The sequence below is a fragment of the Nocardioides korecus genome (genome assembly GCF_054778395.1).
The window spans coordinates 668,827-692,117 of sequence record NZ_BAAGZO010000001.1; the positions used below are offsets into that span (position 1 = coordinate 668,827).

Sequence of the window (23,291 nt, forward strand, 5' to 3'; positions counted from 1 at the left end):
CGCACGACACTCGCGGCGGTGTGACTCAGATCACTGCGCTGTGATGTGAGACACATACACTGCGCAGCAGTCGTCTGCTGCGTCGAACTCCTGAGGAGACCCATGACCGGGATGCACCCTGCCGTCGTCGAGCTCGCCGGGGGCAACCTCGTCCTGGTCGTCCTCGTCGCCCTGATCGCGATCGCCGCGCTCGCCATGGCGGTCATGTTCCGCCGCGAGGTGCTCGCCGCGCCCGAGGGCACCGAGAACATGCAGAACATCGCGCACGCGGTGCAGGAGGGCGCCAACGCCTACCTGACCCGCCAGTTCCGCACCCTCGCCGTGTTCGCCGGGGTCGCCTTCGTGGCCCTCCTGGCGCTCCCGGCCGACTCCCTCGGCGTACGGATCGGGCGGTCGGCGTTCTTCGTCGTCGGCGCCGGCTTCTCCGCCGCGATCGGCTACCTGGGCATGTCCCTGGCCGTGCAGTCCAACCTGCGCGTCGCCGCGGCCGCCAACACGGTCGGGCGCGACCCGGCCATGAAGATCGGGTTCCGCACCGGCGCCTTCGTCGGCATGGCCACGGTCGGCCTGGGCCTCCTCGGCGCCAGCGTCGTGGTGCTGCTGTTCAAGGACGAGGCCCCCGCGGTGCTCGAGGGCTTCGGCTTCGGAGCGGCGCTCCTGGCGATGTTCATGCGGGTCGGAGGGGGCATCTTCACCAAGGCCGCCGACGTCGGCGCCGACCTGGTCGGCAAGGTCGAGCAGAACATCCCCGAGGACGACCCCCGCAACGCCGCCACCATCGCCGACAACGTCGGCGACAACGTGGGTGACTGCGCCGGCATGGCCGCCGACCTGTTCGAGTCGTACGCCGTCACCCTGGTCGCCGCGCTCATCCTCGGCTCGCAGGCGTTCGGCAACGACGGGCTGGTCTTCCCGCTGCTGATCCCGGCCATCGGCGCCCTGACCGCCGTGCTGGGCATCTACATCACCAGCCCCCGCCCCGGGGAGAACGGCCTCACCACGATCAACCGGGCCTTCTACATCTCCGCCGCGGTCGGCGCCGTGGTCTCGGTGCTGGCCTCGTTCCTCTACCTGCCGAGCAGCTTCTCCGGCTTCTCCAACATCGCCGGTCGCGACATGGCCGGGGTCTCGGGCGACCCGCGCATCATCGCCTCCGTCGCGGTCGTGATCGGCATCGTGATGGCGGCCGGCATCCTGGCCCTGACCGGCTACTTCACCGGCACGGAGTTCAAGCCGGTCAAGGACGTCGGCAAGTCCTCGCTGACCGGCGCCGCCACCGTGATCCTCAGCGGGCTCTCGGTCGGCTTCGAGTCGGCCGTCTACACCACCCTGGTGATCGGGGCCGCGGTCTTCGGGGCGTTCCTGCTCGGCGGGGCCACGCTGACGGTGTCGCTGTTCGCGGTGGCGCTGGCCGGCTGCGGCCTGCTCACCACGGTGGGCGTGATCGTCGCGATGGACACCTTCGGCCCGGTCTCCGACAACGCCCAGGGCATCGCCGAGATGTCGGGCGACGTCAGCCCCGAGGGTGCGCAGATCCTGACCGAGCTCGACGCCGTCGGCAACACCACCAAGGCGATCACCAAGGGCATCGCGATCGCGACCGCCGTGCTGGCCGCGACCGCGCTGTTCGGCTCCTACTCCACCTCGGTCTTCGAGTCCGTGGCCAAGGCCGGCGTCGCCCGCAGCAGCCTGGTCTTCGACGTCTTCAACCCCGGCGTCCTGGTCGGCATCCTGCTCGGCGCGGCCGTGGTCTTCCTGTTCTCCGGGCTGGCCATCAACGCCGTCGCGCGTGCCGCCGGCGCGGTGGTCTACGAGGTGCGCCGCCAGTTCCGCGACATCCCCGGGATCATGGAGGGCACCGGGCGTCCGGAGTACGGCAAGGTCGTCGACATCGTCACCCGCGACTCCCTGCGCGAGCTGGTCACGCCGGGCGTGCTGGCGGTGATGGCGCCGATCGCCGTCGGGTTCGGGCTCGGGGTGGAGGCCCTGGCCGGGTTCCTCGCCGGCGCCATCGGCACCGGCACCCTGATGGCGGTCTTCCTGGCCAACGCCGGCGGGGCCTGGGACAACGCCAAGAAGCTGGTCGAGGACGGCAACCACGGCGGCAAGGGCTCCGACGCCCACGCCGCCACGATCATCGGCGACACCGTCGGCGACCCGTTCAAGGACACCGCCGGCCCGGCGATCAACCCGCTGATCAAGGTGATGAACCTGGTCTCGCTGCTGATCGCCAGCGCGGTGGTCTCGCTCAGCATCGACGACGGCCAGAACGACGTCCTGCGGATCCTGATCGCCCTGGTGGCCCTGGCCGCCATCGTGGTCGCGGTCGTGGTCTCCAAGCGCCGCGGCAACGTGATGACCGACGACGCCCCGGTGGTCGCCCACGACGCCGTCTGACCAGACGCCGAGAGGGCCCCCCACACGCCGACCGGGGGATCCGCGCACGCCGTACGACGCCGACCGGGGGATCCGTGCACGCCCCACGTGCAGGGATCCCCCGGTCGGCATGTGGTGGCGTGCAGGGATTCCCCTCTCGGCGCGTGGGGGCGTGCAGGGATCCCCCTCTCGGCCGAGGGGGTGGTCGGCGGGGTGGGTAGCGTGGCCCCGGTGAGTGAAGACCAGCACGGCAGCGCCCAGGACACCTCCTCCGGCCGGGGGCACGGCGGTCGGGCGGGGGACGGTGACCTGGCCCGGGAGCTCGGGGAGGTCCTCGGACGGGCCGGGTTCACCTACGACGGGGTGGCCGCGGTCCTCGGGCCGGTGGCGCACTCGGCCCTGTCGCGCAACGAGACCCTGCCGGGGCTGCGGGCCACGCGCGGTGGCAGCCCGGTCGAGACGCTGACCCGGCTGTGGCTGCTCCAGGCGCCCGCGCGGGTCGACGACGTCGAGCGGGCCCTGCCCGGCCTCCTCGACCGGCTCTGCACCGCCGGCCTGCTCGAGCGCTCGATCGGCGAGGTGCGGGCCCGCGTCGACGTCCGGCCGTACGCCGTGGACGACGCGGACCTGTGGGTGGCCAGCGACCTGACCCCCGGTCTGGACGGCGCGCCCTCGCAGGTGCGCGGCGACCACGTGCTCGGGATCAGCTCGGCCGCGACGTCGCTGGCCCAGCTCACCCGTCGTACGCCGGTCGGCCGGTCCCTCGACCTCGGCACCGGCTGCGGCGTCCAGGCGCTGCACCTGGCCGCCCACTCGACCGAGGTCGTCGCGACCGACGTCAACGAGCGCGCGCTGTGGCTGACCCGCTTCAACGCCGCGCTCAACGGTGTCGACAACCTCGACGTGCGGTCCGGGTCGTTCTTCGAGCCGGTCGCCGGCGAGCAGTTCGACCTGGTCGCCACCAACCCGCCGTTCGTGATCAGCCCGGCGACCGGGGAGCAGCTGGTCTACCGCGACTCCGGGCTGCCCGGCGACCGCGTCGTCGAGCACATCGTGCGGGGCCTCCCGGGCCTGCTCACCCCCGGTGGGACCGGCCAGGTGCTGGCCAACTGGACGATCAACCGCGACCAGCCCTGGGACGAGCGGCTCTCGGGCTGGATCGAGGGCTGCGACGCCTGGGTGGTCCAGCGCGAGGTGATCGACCTGCCGTCCTACGTCGAGCTGTGGCTCAAGGACGCCGGGCTGCACCCCTCGACCGGGACGCTCGGGGCGGAGGAGTACCACCGCCGCTACGACACCTGGCTGTCCTGGTTCGAGGAGCAGGGCGCCGAGGGGGTCGGCTTCGGGTGGATCAACCTGCGGCGCACCGACGCGGCCGACCCGGTGCTGCGGCTCGAGGAGTGGCCCTACGACGTCGAGCAGCCGATCGGTCCCGAGGTCGGTGGGTTCTTCGACCGGGTCGAGGTGCTGCGCGGCCTGGACGACGAGGCGCTGCTCGCCAGCGCGCCGGTGGCCCGGGTCGACCTGCGTCAGGAGACCCACGGGGCGCCCGGCGCGGAGGACCCCGAGGAGATCGTCGTGCGGCAGCAGCGCGGCCTGCGGCGGGCCCGGCAGGTCGACACGGTCGAGGCCGCGCTGGTCGGTGCCCTCGACGGCGACCTGTCGGTCGGGCAGGTGCTGGGCGCGCTGGCCCAGCTGCTGGAGGGGGACGAGGTCGAGCTGCGGTCGGCGTACGTCCCGGTGGTGCGCGAGCTGGTTGCCGAGGGCTTCCTGGAGGTGTGACCCTGGGGCGGTGCCCGCCTGGATCTGCCGCACCTGCGGCGTGCAGCACGCCGACACCCCGGAGCCGCCCGAGGGCTGCGCGATCTGCCTCGACGAGCGCCAGTACGTCGGCCGCGACGGCCAGCGCTGGACGACCGGTCCCGAGCTGCTCGCCACGACCCGCAACGACGTGCGCGAGGAGGAGCCGGGCCTGCTCGGCATCGGCTGCGAGCCGCCCGTGGCGATCGGCCAGCGCGCGCTGCTGGTGCAGACCCCGGGCGGCAACGTGCTCTGGGACTGCGTGCCCGTCCTCGACGACGCCACCCGCGAGCGCGTCGAGGCGCTCGGGGGGATCCAGGCGATCTGCGTCTCCCACCCGCACTTCCACGGCGCGATGGTCGACTGGGCCGACGCCTTCGACGCGACCCTCCACCTCCCGCGTGCCGACGAGCGGTGGATCATGCGGCCCTCGTCGCGCATCGAGCTGTACGACGACAGCGTCGTCCCCGTGACGGGCACCGAGGTGGTGCGCACCGGCGGGCACTTCGACGGCGCCTCGGTGCTGCACTGGCCGGCCGGTGCCGGCGGCCGCGGTGCGCTGCTGACCGGCGACACGATCACCGTGGTGCAGGACCGGGAGTGGGTCAGCTTCATGTGGAGCTTCCCCAACCTGATCCCGCTCGACGAGGCGGCGGTGCTCGAGGTGGCGGACCGCGTGGAGCGGCTCGACTTCGAGGTCGTCTACGGCGGCTGGTTCGGTGCGGTGGTCGTGCGCGACGGTGCGGCCGCCGTACGCCGCTCCGCGGACCGCTACGTCGCCCGCCTGCGCGGCGAGCGTCCCTGACGGCCCCCGGGGCCTCACCCGGCGTGCGCGGACGGCTTCCGTCCTGCGCGCTGAGACGCCGGACACCCTCCGGGCGGGACACCCGGAAAACGGTTGGCGTCCTGTCGGTGCGGGTGCCTAACCTGACGCGAGTGCGCGCACTACCCCTGGCCCACCCGGGCACCCCCGACCACCGCTCTCCCGCCCGCTTCCTGTGGTGGCTGGCGCGGGGGCAGGTCCGCACCCTCCTGCCCGCGATGCTCCTGGGCAGCATCTGGATGACCTCGCAGGCCGTGATGCCCGCGGTCATCGGGCGGGCCATCGACCGCGGCGTCGCCGCGCGCGACGGCCGCGCCCTGCTGGCGTACGCCGGCCTGATGCTGCTCGTCGGTCTCGTCCAGGCCACCAGCGGCATCGCCCGCCACCGGTTCGCGGTCACCAACTGGCTGGTCGCGGCCTACCGCACCGTCCAGCTGGTGGCCCGTCAGAGCGTGCGGCTGGGGGCGACCCTGCCGCGCCGGGCCTCGGTCGGGGAGGTGGTCGCCATCGGCACCACCGACCTGTCCCACCTCGGCCAGGTCATGGACGTCTCGGCGCGGTTCGTCGGCGCGATCGTCTCCTTCGTCGTGGTCGCCGTCCTGCTGCTGCGCACCTCGCTCACCCTCGGGCTGGTGGTGCTCGTCGGCGTGCCGGTGCTGATGCTGCTCGTGGGCCCGCTGCTGCGCCCGCTCCAGCGGCGCAGCGACGCCCAGCGCGGCCTGATGGGGGAGCTCTCGACCACCGCGGCCGACATCGTCGGCGGCCTGCGGGTGCTGCGGGGCATCGGCGGCGAGGACGTCTTCCTGGCCCGCTACCGCGTGCGGTCCCAGCAGGCGCGCACCGCCGGCGTCGCCGTGGCACGGCTGCAGTCGCTGCTCGACGCGCTCCAGGTGTTCCTGCCCGGCGTCTTCGTGGTGGTCGTGGTCTGGCTGGGCGCGCGCGAAGCGGTGCAGGGCCTGATCACCCCGGGCGAGCTCGTGGCGTTCTACGGCTACTCCGCGTTCCTGATGATCCCGCTGCGCACCGTCACCGAGTTCGCCAACCGGCTGATCCGCGGGCTGGTCTCGGCCCGTCGGGTGTGCCGGGTGATGGCCCTGGAGCCCGACCACGCCGACCCCGCCGAGGTGGCCGCGTCACCGCCGGAGGGCTCGGACCTGGTCGACCTGCGCTCGGGGCTGCACGTGGCGGCGGGGCGCTTCGTCGCGCTCGTCTGCGACCGGCCCGACGACGCCGCCGGGCTCGCCGACCGGCTCGGCCTGATCGCGGCGCAGGCCGACGACGAGGTGCTGCTGGGCGGGGTGCCGCTGAGCGCCCTGCCCCAGGAGGAGGTACGCCGACGGGTGGTCGTCTCCGACACCGGCGCGACCCTCTTCTCCGGCCGGCTCCGCGACCGGCTGGACACCCGGGGCGCCGGCGACCCGGCCCGCGACACCACCGGCGACCCGGCCCACGACACGACCGGTGCCCTGACCGACGCCCTCCGCACCGCCTCGGCCGAGGACGTCCTGGAGGGCTTGCGCGACGGGCTCGACTCGGTGCTCGCCGAGCGCGGCCGGACCCTCAGCGGGGGCCAGCGCCAGCGCCTGGTGCTCGTGCGCGCCCTGACGCTGGACCCCGAGGTCCTGGTGCTCGTGGAGCCCACCTCGGCGGTCGACGCCCACACCGAGGCCCGGATCGCGGCCCGCCTGCGCGAGCACCGGGCCGGGCGCACCACCGTGGTGGTGACCAGCAGCCCGCTCGTGCTCGACAGCGCCGACGAGGTCGCGCTGCTCGTGGACGGGCGCGTGGCGACCACGGGCACCCACGCCGAGCTGCTGGGCGACGCGGCCTACCGCGCCGTCGTGACCCGCGAGACCGCCGAGGAGGTGGTGGGCTCGTGAGCGCCCCCGCCAGCACCCCCACCTGCCCGCCCACCAGCCCGCCGGTCACCACCGCGCTGCCCGTCGCGGACACCCCCGCGGTGCGTCGCTACGTCCGCGCGCTGGCCCGCCGCCACCCGCGGATCCTCGGCGGGGCGCTGGTGCTGCACCTGCTCGCGGCGCTGGCCGGCCTGGCCGCCCCGCGGCTGCTGGGCGACCTGGTCCAGTCGGTGGAGCAGGGCACGACCACCGGTCACGTGGACCGCATCGTGATGGTCCTGGCGGCGTTCCTGCTGGCCCAGACCGTGCTGACCCGCTACGCCCGCTACGTCAGCCAGGTCCTGGGCGAGCAGGTGCTGGCCGAGCTGCGCGAGGACTTCGTCGCCCACACCCTGTCCCTGCCGATCGGCACCGTCGAGGCGGCCGGCTCCGGTGACCTGCTGACCCGCACCAGCCGCGACGTCGACCAGCTCGGGTGGTCGGTGCGGTTCGCCCTGCCCGAGTGGGTGATCGCGGTGGTGACCGCGATCGTCACCTTCGCCGCCGCGATCAGCGTCGGCTGGTGGGTCGCGCTGCCGTGCCTGCTCGGCGTACCGCCGCTGGTGATCGGGCTGCGCTGGTACCTCGCCCGGGCCAAGGACGGCTACCTGCGCGAGGGGGCGTCGTACTCCGCCATCAACGCGACGCTCACCGAGACCGTCGAGGGCGCCCGGACCGTCGAGGCCCTCGGCCTGGGCCGGGAGCGGATCGCCGCGGTCGACGACGACATCCGGGAGTCCTACGCCGCCGAGCGCTACACCCTGTTCCTGCGCACGGTGTTCTTCCCCAGCATGGAGCTGTCCTACCTGGTCCCGACCGTCGGCACGCTGCTGCTCGGGGGCTACCTCTACACCCAGGGGTCGGTCTCGCTCGGCGACGTCACGGCCGCGACCCTCTACGTCCAGATGCTCATCGACCCCGTCGACCGGATCGTGTCCATCCTCGACGAGCTCCAGATCGGTGCCTCCTCCCTGGCCCGCCTGCTGGGCGTGGGGCAGGTTCCCGACGACCGGCAGGTCAGCGGCGAGGAGCCGGTGGGGGAGCACCTCGACGCCGAGGACGTGCGCTTCGCCTACGTCGAGGGCCGCGACGTCCTGCACGGGGTCGACCTGCAGGTCGCCCCCGGCGAGCGGATCGCGATGGTGGGACCGTCGGGGGCCGGCAAGTCGACGCTGGGGCGGCTGCTGGCCGGCATCCACCCGCCGCGCACCGGGGCGGTGCGCGTGGGTGGCGTCGGGCTGGTCGAGCTGCCCCTGGACGAGCTGCGCGGCCACGTCGCCCTGGTCACCCAGGAGCACCACGTCTTCGCGGGGACGGTGCACGACAACGTCGCGCTCGCCTCGGTGGACCCGACCGTCGAGCAGGTCCGCACCAGCCTGCGTGCGGTGGACGCGCTGGAGTGGGTCGACGCGCTGCCCGAGGGACTGGAGACCGTGGTGGGGTCCGGTGGTCACCCGCTGACCGCGCCCCAGGCCCAGCAGGTCGCGCTGGCCCGCCTGGTCCTGGCCGACCCCCACACCCTGGTGCTCGACGAGGCGACCTCCCTGATCGACCCGCGGGCGGCGCGTCACCTCGAGCGGTCGCTGGCCGCGGTGCTCGAGGGCCGCACGGTGATCGCCATCGCGCACCGGCTGTTCTCGGCCCACGACGCCGACCGGGTGGCGGTGGTCGAGGACGGCCGGATCTCCGAGCTCGGCTCGCACGACGAGCTGGTCGCGGCGCGCGGCTCCTACGCCGCCCTGTGGGACAGCTGGCACGGCCGGAACTAGACCAGTGGTGGACCAGCTGGTCGGCGTACGGCGTCGGGAGGGCCCCCGTAGGGGGCGGCCGTGGGACCCGGGTCACAGCCGAGGGGGTCCCGGGCCTCACGGCGCCGCCGCGTTTGGCTGGCCGCCGGACCGACGCGCTACCTTGACGGGGCCCGAGGGGTCGCAGCAGACGGCCGCCGGGCGCAACCGCGTTGCAAAGGACGAGTAACCAAGCAGTGGCACACAAGCTCGTGATCGTCGAGTCCCCCGCCAAGGCCCGCACCATCGAGGGCTACCTCGGCCGGGGCTACGTCGTGGAGTCCTCCATCGGACACATCCGCGACCTCCCCCAGAGCGCCGCGGACATCCCGGCCAAGCTCAAGGGCGAGTCCTGGGCCCGCCTCGGCGTCGACGTCGACCACGGCTTCGAGCCGGTCTACGTGGTCTCCCGCGACAAGAAGTCGCACATGACCAAGCTCAAGGGCCTGCTCAAGGACGCCGACGAGCTCTACCTCGCCACCGACGAGGACCGCGAGGGCGAGGCCATCGCGTGGCACCTGCTCGACGAGCTCAAGCCGAAGAACATCCCGGTCCACCGGATGGTGTTCCACGAGATCACGCCGCAGGCGATCAACGCCGCCGTGGCCAACCCGCGCCAGATCGACATGGACCTCGTCGAGGCCCAGGAGGCGCGCCGCATCCTGGACCGCCTCTACGGCTACGAGGTCAGCCCCGTGCTGTGGCGCAAGGTCATGTCCGGGCTGTCCGCGGGCCGCGTGCAGTCGGTCGCGACCCGGCTCGTGGTCGACAGGGAGCGCGAGCGGATCGCGTTCCGGGTGGCGTCGTACTGGGACCTCGAGGGCACCTTCGACGCCGGCGAGAAGCACGAGCAGCGGATGTTCCCCGCCCGCCTGCACTCCGTCGACGGCACCCGCGTGGCCCGCGGCTCCGACTTCGGCCAGGACGGCGAGCTCAAGGAGTCCGCCGCGTCCGGGGCCAAGGCCGTGGTCCACCTGACCAAGACCCGGGCCGAGGAGCTCGCGGTCCACCTGCGCGACACCGAGTTCGCGATCCGCTCCCGCGAGTCGCGGCCCTACACGCGCAAGCCCTACGCGCCGTTCCGCACGACCACGCTGCAGCAGGAGGCCAGCCGCAAGCTCGGCTTCAGCGCCTCCTCCACCATGTCGGTGGCGCAGCGGCTCTACGAGAACGGCTTCATCACCTACATGCGCACCGACTCCACGACGTTGTCGGGGACGGCGATCAACGCGGCGCGCAACCAGGCCCGGGAGCTGTACGGCGCGGAGTACCTCCCCGAGAGTCCGCGGACCTACACCTCCAAGGTCAAGAACGCCCAGGAGGCGCACGAGGCGATCCGGCCCGCCGGCGACTCGTTCCGCACCCCGGCGCAGACCGGCCTGACCGGTGACCAGTTCCGGCTCTACGAGCTGATCTGGATGCGCACCATCGCCTCGCAGATGCGCGACGCGCAGGGCCAGTCGGTGACGATCCGGCTCGGCGGCACCGCCTCCACCGGGGAGGACGTCGTGTTCTCCGCCAGCGGTCGCGTGATCACCTTCCACGGCTTCCTCAAGGCCTACGTCGAGGGCACCGACGACGGCGGCTCCAGCGACGACACCGAGACCCGGCTGCCCAACGTCGAGGAGGGCGACCGGGTCAGCGCGGCCAACGTGCGCGCCGAGGGCCACGCCACCAAGCCGCCGGCCCGCTACACCGAGGCGACCCTGGTCAAGGAGCTCGAGGAGCGCGAGATCGGCCGCCCGTCGACGTACGCCTCCATCATCGGGACGATCCTGAACCGCGGCTACGTCTACAAGAAGGGCACCGCGCTGGTGCCGGCGTGGCTCGCGTTCTCGGTGATCCGGCTGCTCGAGGAGCACTTCACCCGGCTGGTGTCCTACGAGTTCACCGCCCAGATGGAGGACGTGCTCGACGAGGTCGCCGGCGGTCGCAAGGACCGCAACACCGAGCTGGCCGAGTTCTACTTCGGCGGCGGTGAGGTCGAGGGCCTCAAGACCCTGGTCAACGAGCTCGGCGACATCGACGCCAAGGAGCTGGCCACCTTCCCGATCGGCGGTCCCGACAGCGGGGTCCACCTGCGGGTGGGCAAGTACGGCCCCTACCTCGAGGGTCCCGACGACGAGGGCACCGCCTTCGCGCGCAAGGCCAACGTGCCCGACGACCTGCCGCCCGACGAGCTGACGATGGAGAAGGCCCGCGAGCTGCTGGCCAACCCGGCCGGTGAGGAGACCGTCCTGGGGACGCACCCGGAGACGGGGCTCCAGGTCGTGGCCAAGAACGGCCGCTACGGCCCCTTCGTCACCGAGGTCCTCCCCGAGGACGCGCCGAAGAAGGAGAAGCCCCGCACGGGCTCGCTCTTCAAGGACATGGCGGTCGACACGGTCACCCTCGAGCAGGCGGTCAAGCTGCTCTCGCTCCCGCGGGTGGTGGGCACCGACGCCGAGGGTCTCGAGATCACCGCGCAGAACGGTCGCTACGGGCCCTACCTGAAGAAGGGCACCGACAGCCGCTCGCTCCAGACCGAGGACCAGATCTTCGACATCACCCTCGACGAGGCGCTGGCGATCTACGCCCAGCCCAAGCAGCGCGGTCGTGCCGCGGCCGCCCCGCCGCTCAAGGAGCTGGGCAACGACCCGGTCTCGGGGCAGCCGATGGTGGTCAAGGCGGGTCGCTTCGGCGAGTACGTCACCGACGGCGAGTACAACGCCACCCTGCGCAAGGACGACTCGGTCGCCGAGCTGACCCCCGAGCGGGCGGCCGAGCTGCTGGCCGAGCGTCGCGAGAAGGGCCCGGCGAAGAAGGCGGCCAAGAAGACCGGCGCGAAGAAGACCACCGCCAAGAAGGCGACGACGGCCAAGAAGACCACGGCCAAGAAGACCACCGCGAAGAAGACGACCGCGAAGAAGGCGACCACCCGGAAGACCGCCGCCGAGAAGTCCTGAGGGCCGCGCGTCCCCGGCCCGGCGGGCGGACGTGAGGGGTGGGCGCCGGGCCTCGGGGATCGGCGGCGCGTCGATGGCCGGGACCCGTAGGGTCGCGGCATGACCGTCTCGGGTGTCTCTCGCCTCCGTGCTCCCGGTGTGCTCCTCACCGCCGCGCTGCTCGCCACGAGCGGGTGCGGCAGCTCCTCCGGGGGGTCCTCGTCCGCGCCGTCCTCCTCCCCGTCGGCGTCCTCCTCGGCGTCGGCCTCCCCGGGCGCGTCCACCTCCCCGAGCCCGTCGGCGTCCTCCTCCTCGGGGACCGGTTCGGGCGCCGTGCAGGCCGACGGCAGGTGCGGTGGCGGACGCTTCCCGACCAAGGTCGTCACGGCTGCGCGCGGGGTGTCGATGACGGTCCCGGCCAGCTGGAAGGTGGTCTCGGGCAAGGCGGGAGCGGCGCTCCAGCTCTTCCCGCCCGGCACGAGCAAGGGCGACGGCTTCCTGTTCGTGCAGCCCTCGACGCAGACCCTCGACCGGGCCTCGAGCGAGGCGCTGAAGAACGCCTCCGAGGGCGCTGACGTGGTCGGCACGGCGGACCTGCGTCCTGCGGGCCTGGAGGCCCGGCTCACGACGCTCCGCTACCCCTCCCAGGAGTCGGCCTTCTCGGTCTCGGTGGTCGCCGTGGGCGGCGGCGTCCGGGTGTTCGCGAACATGACGCGCAACAAGGACGCCACGGAGCAGGCGCAGGCCGAGTCGTGCCTGAGCTCGGTCCGGCGCAGCGGCTCCTAGCCCGACGCGCGGGCAGGGTGGCCCGGCCCGCCGGTCCCGGCGTACCCCTCAGCGGGTCGTGGCGGGTGCCGGACGCGGGGTCGCCTCGGTGGTGTCCTCACCGGTGACGACGTCCTGCCCGCACCGCTCGTTGCGGAGCGTGAGGACGTGTCGCTGCGGGGACGCGGGGTCCAGGCAGACCGAGATCGCCTGGCCCGGTGTCCAGTAGCGGCGGGAGACGAACTCCTTGCTGCCGTACCACCGGCCGCCGGAGCGGTAGGCGTAGTCGAGCTGGTAGCCGGAGCCCAGGCTGCGGTCGTAGGAGTCGTCCTGCGTGACGACCGTGGCCGGCGCCCGGCGGGTGAGGTCGGCTTGGCTGCCTCCCCGCGTGAGCAGCCAGAAGACCACCGCGGCGAAGCCGGCCGCAGCGACCAGGAAGAGGCCGAGGACGAGCCCGACGGCCTTCACGCCGGGATCTCCCACGGTCGCAGCTCGAGGCTGGAGCTGATCCGCGCCAGCACCTCGTCGCCGGCGGGGGAGTCGGGCACGAAGATGCGGATCACGTGCATCAGGCGGCCGTCGGTGGTGACCACGACCCGCTCGCGCACGTGGTTGCCCGCGACCTCACCGGTCATCTCGGCCGCGGCGGCGCCCACGGCGCCCTCGACCCAGACGTCGACGCCGCTGGCTCCGGTGGCGGCCCGGGGGTCCTCGGTCGAGGGTCGGGACGACGGCTCGGGAAGCGGTGAGACCCGCATCTGGAGCAGCTCGTGGTGGAGGTGGTCGCGCACCCCCTGCGCGGTGCCGATGCGGGTGCCGCGGACCGCGACCGAGAGGCTGAAGAGGTCCTCGCCGTCACCGGTCCACTGCCACAGGTGGCCGTACGTCGCCCTGACGTGGCGCACCGGGGAGGTCGGGGCCTCCATCGTCACGGGGCCGAGGTCAGTCTCGTCGAAGGTCGTCGTCATCTCACTGCCTGCTGTTCACCGGGAGGATCCGTGGGTCGATCTGGAGCACCTGGTTCTCGCCGGCCGGTCGGAACCAGAGCTGGTTGGCCGTCTCGCCGGAGGCCCCCCACCCGACCTTGACCTCACCGACGCCGAAGTCGACGTCGTGCTTCTCCACCTTGTACTGCTCGATGGTGGTCTGCCGGACCAGGAGCTGCCCGTTGTCGAGGGCGAGGTCCTTGGCACGGTCGACGTCGCCGGCCTCGAAGGCCTTCTTGATGTCGGCGAGCGCGGGGTTCTTGGAGTCCACCGTCAGCTGGACGTCGACCCCGGCGCCGGTGCTGGTGTCGGGGGGCATCGAGACCCCCAGCCGCTCGTTGGCCGCCAGGGCGCTCATCTTGCCGGTGAGGGTGAGGGAGTCGAAGTTCCCGTTCTTGTCGATCTTGACCTCCCCGGCCAGGGAGGCGGCGGCGTCGTAGCCGGAGCCCTTGGCGCCGACCTCGGCGTCGGCCTTGCCCTCGAGCTTGAGCCCGACCTGGTCCTTGGCCAGGTCGACGTAGGCCTCGGCCCGGCCCTCGATCGCTCCGCGCGCCCACGGGGTGTCGAACTCGCCCTTGGCCGAGGCGTAGGCGCCGACGCGGAAGCTGTCGATGTCCTGGGCCTCCACGTAGCGGGCGACGTTGCCCGCGACCAGCGCCGGGGCCTGGCCCGTGGCCGCGTCCCAGAACCCGACGTCGTCCAGGGCCTTGTCCTTGAGGCCGGCCAGGAACGCCTGGGCCTTCTCGGGGGAGTCGAACTTCAGCTCGAGGTCCGTGGTCCCGCCGGCCGAGGCGTCCGCGGACGAGCCGCCGACCGAGATCTCCCGCCCCAGGCCGGCCTCGAGGTGCAGGGCGAGGAACGTCGTGCCGTCGGCGGTGACCCTGTACTCCCCCTGGACCTTGCCCTGGAAGTCGAAGCTCCCGATGTCCGCCTCCATCTCCAGGTAGGCGGTGATCGTGTTGATCGTGACCTGGTCGCCCAGGAGCTTGGCGAGGTCCTCGGGGGTCATGTGGTCCATGCGGGTCGGGGTCTGGACCGCCGCCTGGTCCAGGCTGCCGGTGCCCCCCTCGGTCGTCCCGTCGGCTGCGCCCTTCAGGGCCGAGGCCAGGTCGATGTCGGCCTGCTGCGCGTCCTGGAGCGCCGCGTCGACGTCGCCGGCGATCCGGTCGACCTCGGTGGCCATCGAGTCGCGCTCGGACTGCTGGTCCTCGGTGTAGGTGCGGGGGTCCTTGACCCGACCTGTCTCACGGTCGACGTCCAGGCCCTTGGCCTGGGCCGCGGACAGGGCGTCGTGGAGGTCGCTGCAGGCCCGGGTGATGCGCGCCTGGGCGTCGTCGAGGTTGACCGCGACGTCGGACACCTCGGCGACGAGGTCGAGGAGGCGCAGGCGCAGCTTCTCGTGCTCGGCGCGCGCCCCGGCGGCGGAGCCGGCGACCCAGGTCTGCGGCGGCTTGCCGCCGTCGATCTCGTCCTGGAGGGCGACCAGCGCCTTGCGGCGCCGCACGAGGGTGTCGGCCACGGTGGACAAGGTGGCCGGCTTCCAGGTCAGCAGCTGGTTGATGGTGACCACGGCTGCCCCTAGGAGATCGTCTCGCCGGTGCGGCGCAGCAGCAGCCGCAGCTGCTGGTCCGCGGCGAAGTCGCTGGCGTCGTAGTTGGCCGCCGCGGTGGTCAGCCGCTCGGCCTGGCTGTGGGCGTCGTCGTGCCACCCCCTGAACCGGGCCGTCCACTTTGTCACCAGGGCCGTCGCGGCGCCCGCGCTCTGCCCGCCGGGCAACGCCGTGGCGACGTCGGCGACGTCGTGGCCCGGGTTCGCGCCCGAAACCCCGGTGGCCGCCGCCTCCATCTCGCGTGCCGAGGCGCGGATGTCGCCCGCGACCACCTTGAACCCGTCCATCGCCGTCCCCCCGGATCAGGGCTCCTCCCGGAGCCGGGATCGACGGTACCGAGATCCGGGCGTCCGAGTCGGGTGAATCGGACACGTGCGGCGGGAACCCGCCCCCGGGGCGCGTCCGTGCGGGGACCTCCCGACCCGAGGTGGTGCCCTCCCCTAGGTTCGGGTCATGCCGCTTCCCGCGATCCTGATCTTCTGCGTGTGGGGCCTCCTGGCCGTGGCCGCCGTGCTCGTCGTCCTGCGTGCCCGTGCGCGCAAGCAGCGCGGCCAGGACGCCGTGGAGTCGCGGGGCTGGACACCGCTCCCGGAGGCGACGCCGCTGGTGGCGGGCTGGGACGGCTGGCCGTTCGCGGCGGCCCGGGAGCCGGGGCGGGCCAGCGACGCCGTCGCGGGGGAGCTGCAGGGGTGCCGCTTCATGGCCTTCACCTGGCACCAGCGAGAGATGAGCGCGCAGGGCTCCGTGGCCGACGGCACCGAGCGCTACAGCGTGGTCGCGCTGGCCACCGAGCAGAGCTACCCGCTCCTGTCCGCCGTGCGGGGCCGCAGCAAGATGCACCGCGGGCACCAGCACCCCGGTCTCACCGAGGTCGAGCTCGGCGACCCGGGGTTCGAGCGGCACTGGCGCGCCCTGGGCGACCCCGACTTCGTCCGTGGCGTGCTGACGCCCGAGGTCCGCGCCGAGCTGGAGCGGGTCGGTGAATCGGTCTCGGTGCAACCCGGCTGGGTCGTGCGCGTGGTCTGGCCGTGGGCGTTCTTCGCCGGGGAGGACCGCATGGTCGAGGAGCTGCAGAAGCTGGCGGCGCCGTTCCGGGCCGTGCCGGCCGCGACGTGGGCGGCGTACGGCGGGGCGCCGCGGTTCGTGGGCGTGCTCGGCCACCTGCCGCAGGACGGCTGAGGACGGGGATGTCGGTGGCGCCGCTTAGGGTGTCGGCGTGCAGGACTTCCCCGGGGCGTACGCCGACAGCGGGCTCTTCGTCTGCTTCGAGGGCGGCGAGGGGGCCGGCAAGTCCACCCAGTCCCGGCGCCTGCGCCAGCACCTGGAGGCGGCCGGCCACACGGTCCTGCTGACCCGTGAGCCGGGCGGCACCCCCGTGGGCGCCGAGGTCCGCCGGATCGTCCTCGACCCCGCGACCGGGGCCCTGGCCGACCGGACGGAGGCGCTGCTCTACGCCGCCGACAAGGCCGAGCACGTCGAGTCGGTCGTGCTCCCGGCGCTGGCCCGCGGCGAGGTGGTGGTGACCGACCGCTACGTCGACTCCACGCTGGCCTACCAGGGGGCGGGCCGTGCTCTCGACGTCGCCGAGCTGGCGTGGGTGGCCCGCTGGGCGACGGGCGACCTGCGCCCGCACCTGACCGTCCTGCTCGACCTCGAGCCGAGCCAGGGGATGAGCCGGTTCACCGGCCGCGACCGCATCGAGGGCGAGCCGGTCGACTTCCACGAGCGGGTCCGCGCCGCGTTCCTGCGGCTGGCCTCCGAGGACCCGGAGCACTACCTGGTGCTCGACGCCCGGGCGCCGGTCGACGACGTCGCCGAAGCCGTCCTGGCCCGGGTCGAGCCGCTGCTGCCCGTGGTGGCCCGGTGAGCGAGCAGACCGGCGTCTGGGCCGACCTCGTGGGCCAGACGCCCGTGATCCGGCTGCTGCAGCGCGCCGCGGCCGAGGGCGCGGGGGAGATGACCCACGCCTGGCTGTTCACCGGCCCGCCGGGGTCGGGCCGCTCCAACGCCGCGCTGGCCTTCGCCGCCGCCCTCCAGTGCGAGCGGGGCGGGTGCGGGGAGTGCCACTCCTGCCACGAGGTCTCGGTCGGCTCCCACCCCGACGTGCGCGTCACCCGCACCGAGAAGCTCTCCATCGGCGTCGAGGAGGTCCGCGAGCTGGTGCGCACCTCGGCGCTGGCCCCGGTGGGGCGCCGCTGGCAGGTGATGATGGTCGAGGACGCCGACCGGCTCACCGACCAGGCCGCCAACGCGCTGCTCAAGGCGATCGAGGAGCCGACGGTCCGCACGGTCTGGCTGCTCTGCGCGCCGACCGTGGAGGACGTGCTGCCCACGATCCGCTCCCGCACGCGCCTGGTCGTGCTGGCCACCCCCTCGGTCGACGACGTCACCTCGTTCCTGGTCCGGGCCGTGGGTCTGCCCGAGGAGACCGCGGCGTACGCCGCCCGCGCCTCGCAGGGCCACATCGGTCGCGCCCGGGCGCTGGCCCGCGACGAGCCGACCCGCCGACGTCGCCGCGAGGTGGTCGCGGTGCCCTCGCGCCTGACCTCGCTGGGGGGTTGCCTGGCGGCGGCGGCCGACCTGCACGACCTGGCCAAGGAGGAGGCCGACGCGCTCACCACGGTCAGCGACCAGCGCGAGCGCACCGAGCTCGACCGGGCCTACGGCGTCGTGGAGCGCGGCCGCCGCCCGCGGGAGTACGCCCCCGCCCTGCGTGACCTGGAGAAGGCCCAGAAGACCCGGGCCAAGCGTCGGGTGCTCGACGTGGTCGACCGCAGCCTGATGGACCTGATCTCGGTCTACCGCGACGTCCTCACCCTGCAGCTCGACACCCGGGTCGAGATGGTCAACGAGGAGCTGCGGGGCGACGTCGTGGCGCTGGCCCGCCAGTCGACGCCGGAGGAGACCCTGCGCCGGATCGAGGCCGTGCTGGAGGCACGCGAGCAGATGCTGGAGTTCAACGTGCCGCCGCTGCTGGCGCTGGAGTCGATGACGGTCGCGCTGCAGGTGCCCCGGCACTGAGACCGCGTCGGGCGGCTGGCGCGCGCCCCTACTCTGGGCCCATGTCGCAGCCCTTCCCCCCGTCGTACCCCCCGCCGCCTCCGCCGCGCCGCGGCTGGAGCACGGCGACCATCGCGGCGGTCACGGCCGTCTCGCTGGTCGTGGGCGTGCTGGCCCTGGGCCTGGCCGCCTGGGCGGCCGTGTCGGTGCTGCGCGGCCACGACGGCGGCGGCTCCGGCCCCGCCGCCCAGCCGCCGTCGCCCAGCGGTCCGACGGCGATGCCGGCCACCCCCTCGGCGCTGTCGACGTTCTACGGCCAGAAGCTGAGGTGGACCTCCTGCGACAACGGCGACCGCTGCGCGCGGCTGAAGGTGCCGCTGGACTACGCCAAGCCCGACGGCACCGTGATCAGCCTGGCCGTCGTCTCGGTGCCCGCCCAGCGGCGCAGCGAGCGCGTGGGCCAGCTCGTGGTCAACCCGGGTGGCCCCGGCGGCTCCGGGGTGGAGTACGCCGAGGCCGGCGAGGCCGCCTTCGGGCCCCAGCTGAGCCGCTACTTCGACATCGTCGGCTTCGACCCGCGCGGTGTCGGGGGCAGCACCCCGCTGCGCTGCGCCACCACGGCCGAGACCGACCGGTTCCTGGCCTCCGACCCCGACCCCGACAACCAGGCCGAGGTCGACACCCTGACCCGCCTCACCCGCGACTACGGCGAGGGCTGCCTCAAGCGCAGCGGTGACCTGACCCGGCACATGTCGACCGTCGAGGTCGCCAAGGACATGGACATCCTGCGCGCGGCGCTGGGGGAGCCGAAGCTCGACTACCTGGGCGCGTCGTACGGCACGCTGATCGGGACGACGTACGCCGACCTGTTCCCGACCCACGTGCGCCGGATGGTGCTCGACGGCGCGATCGACCCGTCGCTGTCGAACGTCGCGTTCTCGCTCGGCCAGGCCAAGGGGTTCCAGACCGCGTTCGAGGCCTACCTGCGCGACTGCGTGTCCCGCCCGGGATGTCCGCTGGGGAGCACGGTGGCCTCGGCCCAGACCCGCCTCGGCGAGCTGGTGAAGCAGCTGGACGCCACCCCGCTGCCGACGTCGTCAGGACGCCCGCTGACCGAGGGGTTGGCGACGTACGGCATGTTCCAGCCGCTCTACCTCAAGCAGCTGTGGCCCCTGCTCACCGCGGCGCTGCGCCAGGCCCTGGACCAGCGTCGCGGCGACCTGCTGCTCCAGCTCTCCGACCAGTACACCTCGCGGGGGCCCTCGGGCTACACCGACAACGCCATCGCCGCGCTGTACGCCGTGAACTGCCTGGACCACAGCGACGCCACCCCGATGAGCCAGGTGCCCGCGCAGTTCGCGGCCTTCGAGAAGGTCTCGCCGGTCTTCGGCCGTGGCTTCGCCTACAGCCTCTCGACCTGCGCGGCCTGGCCCGTGGACAGCGGCCAGACGACCCACGCGATGAAGGCCGCCGGCGCGCCCCCGATCGTCGTCGTCGGCACCACCCGTGACCCGGCCACGCCGTACCCCTGGGCCGTGGCGCTGTCCAAGCAGCTCCAGAGCGGCGTCCTGGTCTCCCGCGACGGCGACGGGCACACGGGCTTCCAGCAGGGGAACACCTGTGTCGACGACGCCGTCGAGGGCTACCTCGTGCGCGGCAAGGTGCCCCGCAACGGCCTGTCCTGCTGATCCCGGGTCGGTTGGTGGGGGGCGCCCTGCATCCCCTAGACTCGTCCGGCGTGCCCGGCTCACCGGCCGGGCACTGCGCCGCCTTAGCTCAGTCGGTAGAGCGTCTCACTCGTAATGAGAAGGTCGTCGGTTCGATTCCGACAGGCGGCTCACTACATAACCGCAGGTCAGACGCCTACAGATCGCCAGTAATACCGCATCAAGCCCTCAGAGACGAGGCAAGTGGTGCAGTTCTGGTTGCAGTTGGTGCGAGAGCGATGCACTCCCAGGTACGCCGGTGTAGGTCCCAGGTCCTCTGCACCGCCGGGTGCTGGATTCCCTCCCGGGCCAGAAGATCGCCCGCTGCCACGTGATCGCAGGCACCTCCTCTGGCGACCTTGGAAGCCATGGACACCCATCGCCACGCCACCGGGTACCGCACAAGTCCCTCGGCCGACTTCCACATTGAGATCGACCGCTTGCTGGCCCATCTGGAGCAGCGGCTGGCCGAGGTGGACCGGTTGCACCGAGAGATCGCGCTGGACGCCCAGGCTCTGGCGCACGCTGCCGCGGTCACCCCTGAGGTTCGCAACGACGGCGCCGGATCTCGCTCGGTGTACTCGGTCCGTGCCGCCGCGACCGAGCTGGGGGTGAGTGTGTCCATGCTGCACAAGCTGCTCAAGCAACGCCGCCTTGGGCACCTCAAGGTCGGCGCCCGCACTCTGATCACCGCCGAGCAGCTAGCGCAGTTCCGAGAGGCATCTGAGGTCCCCGGCCCCGAGACGGCTGCAGAGACTTCCCCAGAACTGGCTCCGACTCTGACAGCGCAGAGCTCATCGGCCCATCAGGAAAGCACGCCCCGCACAGCGGCGACTGACGTGGTGGCAGCGTCGTGAGCCGGATCGAATCCCGTGGCCGGGCCGCCAACGGTCGCTCCTCGATCTACCGATCAACGACGGGTCAGTGGCAGGGGTATGTCTCGATGGGAACCAGCGATGCGGGCAAGCCGATCCGGCGCCATGTGCGAGGACGCACCCGCACCGAGGTCGCGGAGAAGGTCGCGGCGCTGGAGAGCGAACGAGCCCGATCGGGGCGCCGGCCCAGTCCGAGTCAGCAGCTCACCCTGGGCCAGTGGCTCGACGAGTGGCTGGTGATCATCCAGCGCACCCGCAAGCCCAAGACCTTCGACAACTACACCAGCCTCATCCGGACACACTGCGGACCGTTGCGGTCCAGGCCGCTGGCACGGATTGCCGTACGCGACATCGACGACCTGCTGTTCCGGGTAGCCGAGCGCTTCCCGCGAAGTGCGCTCGCGCTGCACCGGATTCTGCGCTCGTCCCTGAACACCGCCGTGCGACGCGGGCTGCTGGTCGCCAACCCGTGCACCCACGCGGTGGTCCCGCGTGTGCGCGAGGTCGAGCTCGAGCCGTACGCGTTAGAGGAGTGCCGTCGGCTCCTGCTAGCGGCGACCGAACTGCCCAACGGCGCAAGATGGTCGGTCGCCCTGGCCCTGGGGTTGCGGCAGGGCGAGACGCTCGGACTGATGTGGGATGACATCGACTTCGAGAACCAGCAGATCAGGGTGCGGCGCCAGCTGCAGCGTCCGGGTTGGCACCATGCGTGCGGTGATCCCCAACCAGACCACCAACCGTCGAAGTGTCCCCAGCGCACTGGGGGAGGCTGGATCTTCGAAGATGTCAAGTCACGGGCGGGTCGCAGGACGCTCGCGGTTCCGCGACAGCTGATGCAGCAACTGCGTGAGCACCGCCGCGACCAGGCCGCTCACCAGCTTGTCGCCGGGCCCGCCTGGCACGAGTACCACCTCGTGTTCCCGCGGCCCGATGGGCACCCGCAGCATCCCTCGGTCGACGCCAAAGCCTGGCGCACCCTGACCCAGCGAGCCGACGTCCCCCCACTGCGACTGCACTACGCCCGACACACCACCGCCACCATGCTCTTGGCCCAAGGCGTGGACGGACGCGTCGTGATGGCCCTGCTCGGTTGGTCCCAGTCATCACTGCTCACCCGTTACCAACATGTCCTCGAGCCGATGCGCCGCGACGCCGCTGCCCGCATCGACCAGGCCTACTGGCCCACCGCGGAGTCGCCGTGATGACACCACTCACCCACAGGTGCTCAGGTGCTCAGGTGCCCCGGCACGAAGGAAGGCCAGACGGGAGCCTTCGTGTGATGTCCCCTATGCCGCCTCAGGTCTTTGAGTTTGATGCCGAGCACACGTACCGCACCCAGATGCGTCCCACCTCCGCGACCTCGGCTGCCTCGGTTCTCCACATCACGGACTGTCCACGGCGTCTGCCCGCCGCGACGTCGGCAGAAACCAGCCCGCTGCGCTCCAACACGATCAGGTTTCGGTGGATGCTTGCTGGATGCACGCCGATCCGGTCGGCCAGTTCGAGCGCCGTTAGACCCTGCTCAGAGGTTTGTCGCAAGATCTCGGTTCGCACGTTGTTGCCGATGGTCTCGATCGCCACGAGCACTTCTTTCGGCATGTCTCCGGGCGTCGACAGGCGTGGCATAACCGTGATTGTGCCCGATCAACCACCTGTTGCGCTTAGCGCGGGAGGGTGCAAATATCGGAATCTCGAGGATGCAGACCGAACCGACCGGGGGAGGCATCCAATGGGCGCTCGGGCACCCCATCCGCATCGCGGAGTCAGCGAAGGTCGCCCGTCGCCGAGTTCTTGGCCCCTCACGGTGAGCCCAACCGGCCCCAGCGCACCGCGCAGACACTTCCAACCAGAGCAAGCCTCCCCAGCGGCCGACGCTAGGCACAATCAGTTGCCGCAAGGACGGCACCATGCGTGGAGGACTACGCGATGACTCTCCACCAACGCCTGGTGACCTTCACCCTGATCGCGGCCTGTAGCGGCAGTCTTGCCGCCTGCGGCGGCGGTAGTGACCCGGAATCCAAGCCTCCGCCGAGCGCCCCGACGAGCACCAAAGATCCCAGCCCCAGCAGTGACCCCAGCGGAACCGGAGGCCCTCCAACCGGCTGGCAAGACAAATTCACCCACGAGCAGATGGACACCTACAACGCTGCCCTGCGGCGATGGAAGCAGTACACGAAGCTCTCCAACGAGATCTACCGCAAGGGCAAGGACACCCCCGACGCTCGAGCCACTCTGCAGGAGTTCTCGCTCTTCTGGCAGCGGGATGCCCTGACCTTGGCCACGGACTACGACAAGGGCGGCCTGCGACGCGAAGTCCCGGCTGAGCCGCTGTGGACGTACGCCACCTCGGTCAAACCGACCTACGTCGTCATCGTTCAATGCACCGACTACAGCAAGCTGAAGTACACGAAAAGCGGCGACGTGCTCGACAACAAGCCCAGTCACTTGGTCACCCCGCTCGTCGTTCGGATGGGCAAGCCGAAGGGCAAGGACTGGGTGTTCGCGGGCAGCACGTTGAAGGACAAGAAGTCGTGTGTCGCCTGATCGTGCGTGTACTTGCGGTGCTCGCGGCTCTGGCGACACTGACGATCAACGCTGCGTCAACCACGCCGACCGGGTCTGCCCCCGCTTTGGTTGACGGTTAGGGGTTGGGGTGTTCAGGCCGCTTCTGCGGTCGTGTAGATCATCTCAAACTCGACCGGTGTGAGCTTTCCGAGGGCTCGCTGACGGCGGCGTCGGTTG

The 23,291-nt window shown here is 72.2% G+C and carries 19 protein-coding genes and 1 tRNA gene; 15 read left to right on the plus strand and 5 right to left on the minus strand.

The annotated features are described in order from the left end of the window. Positions 1-102 precede the first annotated feature (102 nt). From ACYVDA_RS03185 to ACYVDA_RS03215, 7 genes are all read left to right on the plus strand, one after another. Entirely contained in the window at positions 103-2,397 is a 2,295-nt protein-coding gene (locus tag ACYVDA_RS03185) for a sodium-translocating pyrophosphatase (protein ID WP_460815004.1), read from the plus strand. 210 nt (positions 2,398-2,607) lie between these two features. Next, complete coding sequence (locus ACYVDA_RS03190; protein ID WP_460815006.1) at positions 2,608-4,158, plus strand: DUF7059 domain-containing protein; 1,551 nt, start codon at positions 2,608-2,610, stop codon at positions 4,156-4,158. 10 nt (positions 4,159-4,168) lie between these two features. Next, positions 4,169-4,981 carry an MBL fold metallo-hydrolase gene (locus ACYVDA_RS03195; protein ID WP_460815008.1) on the plus strand — a complete coding sequence of 271 codons (813 nt, stop codon included), beginning with the start codon at positions 4,169-4,171 and terminating at the stop codon, positions 4,979-4,981. Positions 4,982-5,112: 131 nt separating this feature from the next. Next, on the plus strand, positions 5,113-6,879 hold the full coding sequence (locus ACYVDA_RS03200) for an ABC transporter ATP-binding protein (RefSeq protein ID WP_460815010.1): 1,767 nt from the start codon (positions 5,113-5,115) through the stop codon (positions 6,877-6,879). Continuing rightward, positions 6,876-8,666, plus strand: a complete 1,791-nt coding sequence (locus ACYVDA_RS03205) for an ABC transporter ATP-binding protein (protein WP_460815012.1) — start codon at positions 6,876-6,878, stop codon at positions 8,664-8,666. The genes ACYVDA_RS03200 and ACYVDA_RS03205 overlap by 4 nt, the downstream gene beginning before the upstream one ends. Positions 8,667-8,881: 215 nt before the next feature. Continuing rightward, positions 8,882-11,629, plus strand: coding sequence for a type I DNA topoisomerase (gene topA / locus ACYVDA_RS03210; protein WP_460815014.1), 2,748 nt, complete (start codon positions 8,882-8,884; stop codon positions 11,627-11,629). Between the two features lie 99 nt (positions 11,630-11,728). Further along, the gene (locus ACYVDA_RS03215; protein ID WP_460815016.1) at positions 11,729-12,394 is read left to right on the plus strand and encodes a hypothetical protein; all 666 of its coding nucleotides are present in this window, start codon (positions 11,729-11,731) and stop codon (positions 12,392-12,394) included. 48 nt (positions 12,395-12,442) lie between these two features. Here ACYVDA_RS03215 and ACYVDA_RS03220 read toward each other — a convergent pair whose 3' ends face one another. Genes ACYVDA_RS03220 through ACYVDA_RS03235 form a run of 4 tightly spaced genes read right to left on the minus strand, consistent with a single transcriptional unit; the run spans position 12,443 to position 15,255 of the window. Continuing rightward, positions 12,443-12,841 (minus strand): hypothetical protein, encoded by a 399-nt coding sequence (locus ACYVDA_RS03220; protein ID WP_460815018.1) that lies wholly within the window; start codon positions 12,839-12,841, stop codon positions 12,443-12,445. After that, positions 12,838-13,341 carry a hypothetical protein gene (locus ACYVDA_RS03225; protein WP_460815020.1) on the minus strand — a complete coding sequence of 168 codons (504 nt, stop codon included), beginning with the start codon at positions 13,339-13,341 and terminating at the stop codon, positions 12,838-12,840. The genes ACYVDA_RS03220 and ACYVDA_RS03225 overlap by 4 nt, the downstream gene beginning before the upstream one ends. A 1-nt stretch (position 13,342) precedes the next feature. Next, positions 13,343-14,929 (minus strand): hypothetical protein, encoded by a 1,587-nt coding sequence (locus ACYVDA_RS03230; protein WP_460815022.1) that lies wholly within the window; start codon positions 14,927-14,929, stop codon positions 13,343-13,345. A gap of 8 nt (positions 14,930-14,937) precedes the next feature. Beyond that, positions 14,938-15,255 (minus strand): type VII secretion target, encoded by a 318-nt coding sequence (locus ACYVDA_RS03235; RefSeq protein ID WP_460815024.1) that lies wholly within the window; start codon positions 15,253-15,255, stop codon positions 14,938-14,940. Between the two features lie 166 nt (positions 15,256-15,421). Here ACYVDA_RS03235 and ACYVDA_RS03240 point away from each other — a divergent pair, with 166 nt between their 5' ends. The 7 genes from ACYVDA_RS03240 to ACYVDA_RS03270 all read left to right on the plus strand — a co-directional run bounded on the left by ACYVDA_RS03240 (position 15,422) and on the right by ACYVDA_RS03270 (position 21,751). Next, positions 15,422-16,147, plus strand: coding sequence for a hypothetical protein (locus tag ACYVDA_RS03240; protein WP_460815026.1), 726 nt, complete (start codon positions 15,422-15,424; stop codon positions 16,145-16,147). 37 nt (positions 16,148-16,184) lie between these two features. Beyond that, the gene (tmk, locus tag ACYVDA_RS03245) at positions 16,185-16,835 is read left to right on the plus strand and encodes a dTMP kinase (RefSeq protein WP_460815029.1); all 651 of its coding nucleotides are present in this window, start codon (positions 16,185-16,187) and stop codon (positions 16,833-16,835) included. Continuing rightward, a complete protein-coding gene (locus ACYVDA_RS03250) occupies positions 16,832-17,989 on the plus strand; it encodes a DNA polymerase III subunit delta' (RefSeq protein WP_460815031.1) in 1,158 nt (385 codons plus the stop codon). The genes tmk and ACYVDA_RS03250 overlap by 4 nt, the downstream gene beginning before the upstream one ends. Positions 17,990-18,030: 41 nt before the next feature. Then, entirely contained in the window at positions 18,031-19,656 is a 1,626-nt protein-coding gene (locus ACYVDA_RS03255; protein ID WP_460815033.1) for an alpha/beta hydrolase, read from the plus strand. A 77-nt stretch (positions 19,657-19,733) separates the two neighbouring features. Next, positions 19,734-19,806, plus strand: a tRNA-Thr gene (locus tag ACYVDA_RS03260). Between the two features lie 236 nt (positions 19,807-20,042). Continuing rightward, positions 20,043-20,531, plus strand: a complete 489-nt coding sequence (locus ACYVDA_RS03265; protein ID WP_460815035.1) for a helix-turn-helix domain-containing protein — start codon at positions 20,043-20,045, stop codon at positions 20,529-20,531. Further along, entirely contained in the window at positions 20,528-21,751 is a 1,224-nt protein-coding gene (locus tag ACYVDA_RS03270; RefSeq protein WP_460815037.1) for a tyrosine-type recombinase/integrase, read from the plus strand. Before ACYVDA_RS03265 ends, ACYVDA_RS03270 begins: the two co-directional genes overlap by 4 nt. Positions 21,752-21,845: 94 nt before the next feature. Here the strand turns inward: ACYVDA_RS03270 and ACYVDA_RS03275 are convergent, their stop codons facing one another. After that, positions 21,846-22,175, minus strand: coding sequence for an ArsR/SmtB family transcription factor (locus ACYVDA_RS03275; protein ID WP_460815040.1), 330 nt, complete (start codon positions 22,173-22,175; stop codon positions 21,846-21,848). Between the two features lie 321 nt (positions 22,176-22,496). Between ACYVDA_RS03275 and ACYVDA_RS03280 the strand changes: the two genes are divergently transcribed. Continuing rightward, positions 22,497-23,093, plus strand: a complete 597-nt coding sequence (locus tag ACYVDA_RS03280; protein WP_460815044.1) for a hypothetical protein — start codon at positions 22,497-22,499, stop codon at positions 23,091-23,093. Positions 23,094-23,291: the final 198 nt, after the last annotated feature.

Coding starts and splice junctions, on each gene's coding strand:
- ACYVDA_RS03185 (WP_460815004.1), top strand. CDS start 103: ATGACCGGGATGCACCCTGCCGTCGTCGAGCTCGCCGGGGGCAACCTC.
- ACYVDA_RS03215 (WP_460815016.1), top strand. CDS start 11,729: ATGACCGTCTCGGGTGTCTCTCGCCTCCGTGCTCCCGGTGTGCTCCTC.
- ACYVDA_RS03225 (WP_460815020.1), bottom strand. CDS start 13,341: ATGACGACGACCTTCGACGAGACTGACCTCGGCCCCGTGACGATGGAG.
- ACYVDA_RS03235 (WP_460815024.1), bottom strand. CDS start 15,255: ATGGACGGGTTCAAGGTGGTCGCGGGCGACATCCGCGCCTCGGCACGC.
- ACYVDA_RS03240 (WP_460815026.1), top strand. CDS start 15,422: ATGCCGCTTCCCGCGATCCTGATCTTCTGCGTGTGGGGCCTCCTGGCC.
- ACYVDA_RS03255 (WP_460815033.1), top strand. CDS start 18,031: ATGTCGCAGCCCTTCCCCCCGTCGTACCCCCCGCCGCCTCCGCCGCGC.
- ACYVDA_RS03265 (WP_460815035.1), top strand. CDS start 20,043: ATGGACACCCATCGCCACGCCACCGGGTACCGCACAAGTCCCTCGGCC.
- ACYVDA_RS03275 (WP_460815040.1), bottom strand. CDS start 22,175: ATGCCACGCCTGTCGACGCCCGGAGACATGCCGAAAGAAGTGCTCGTG.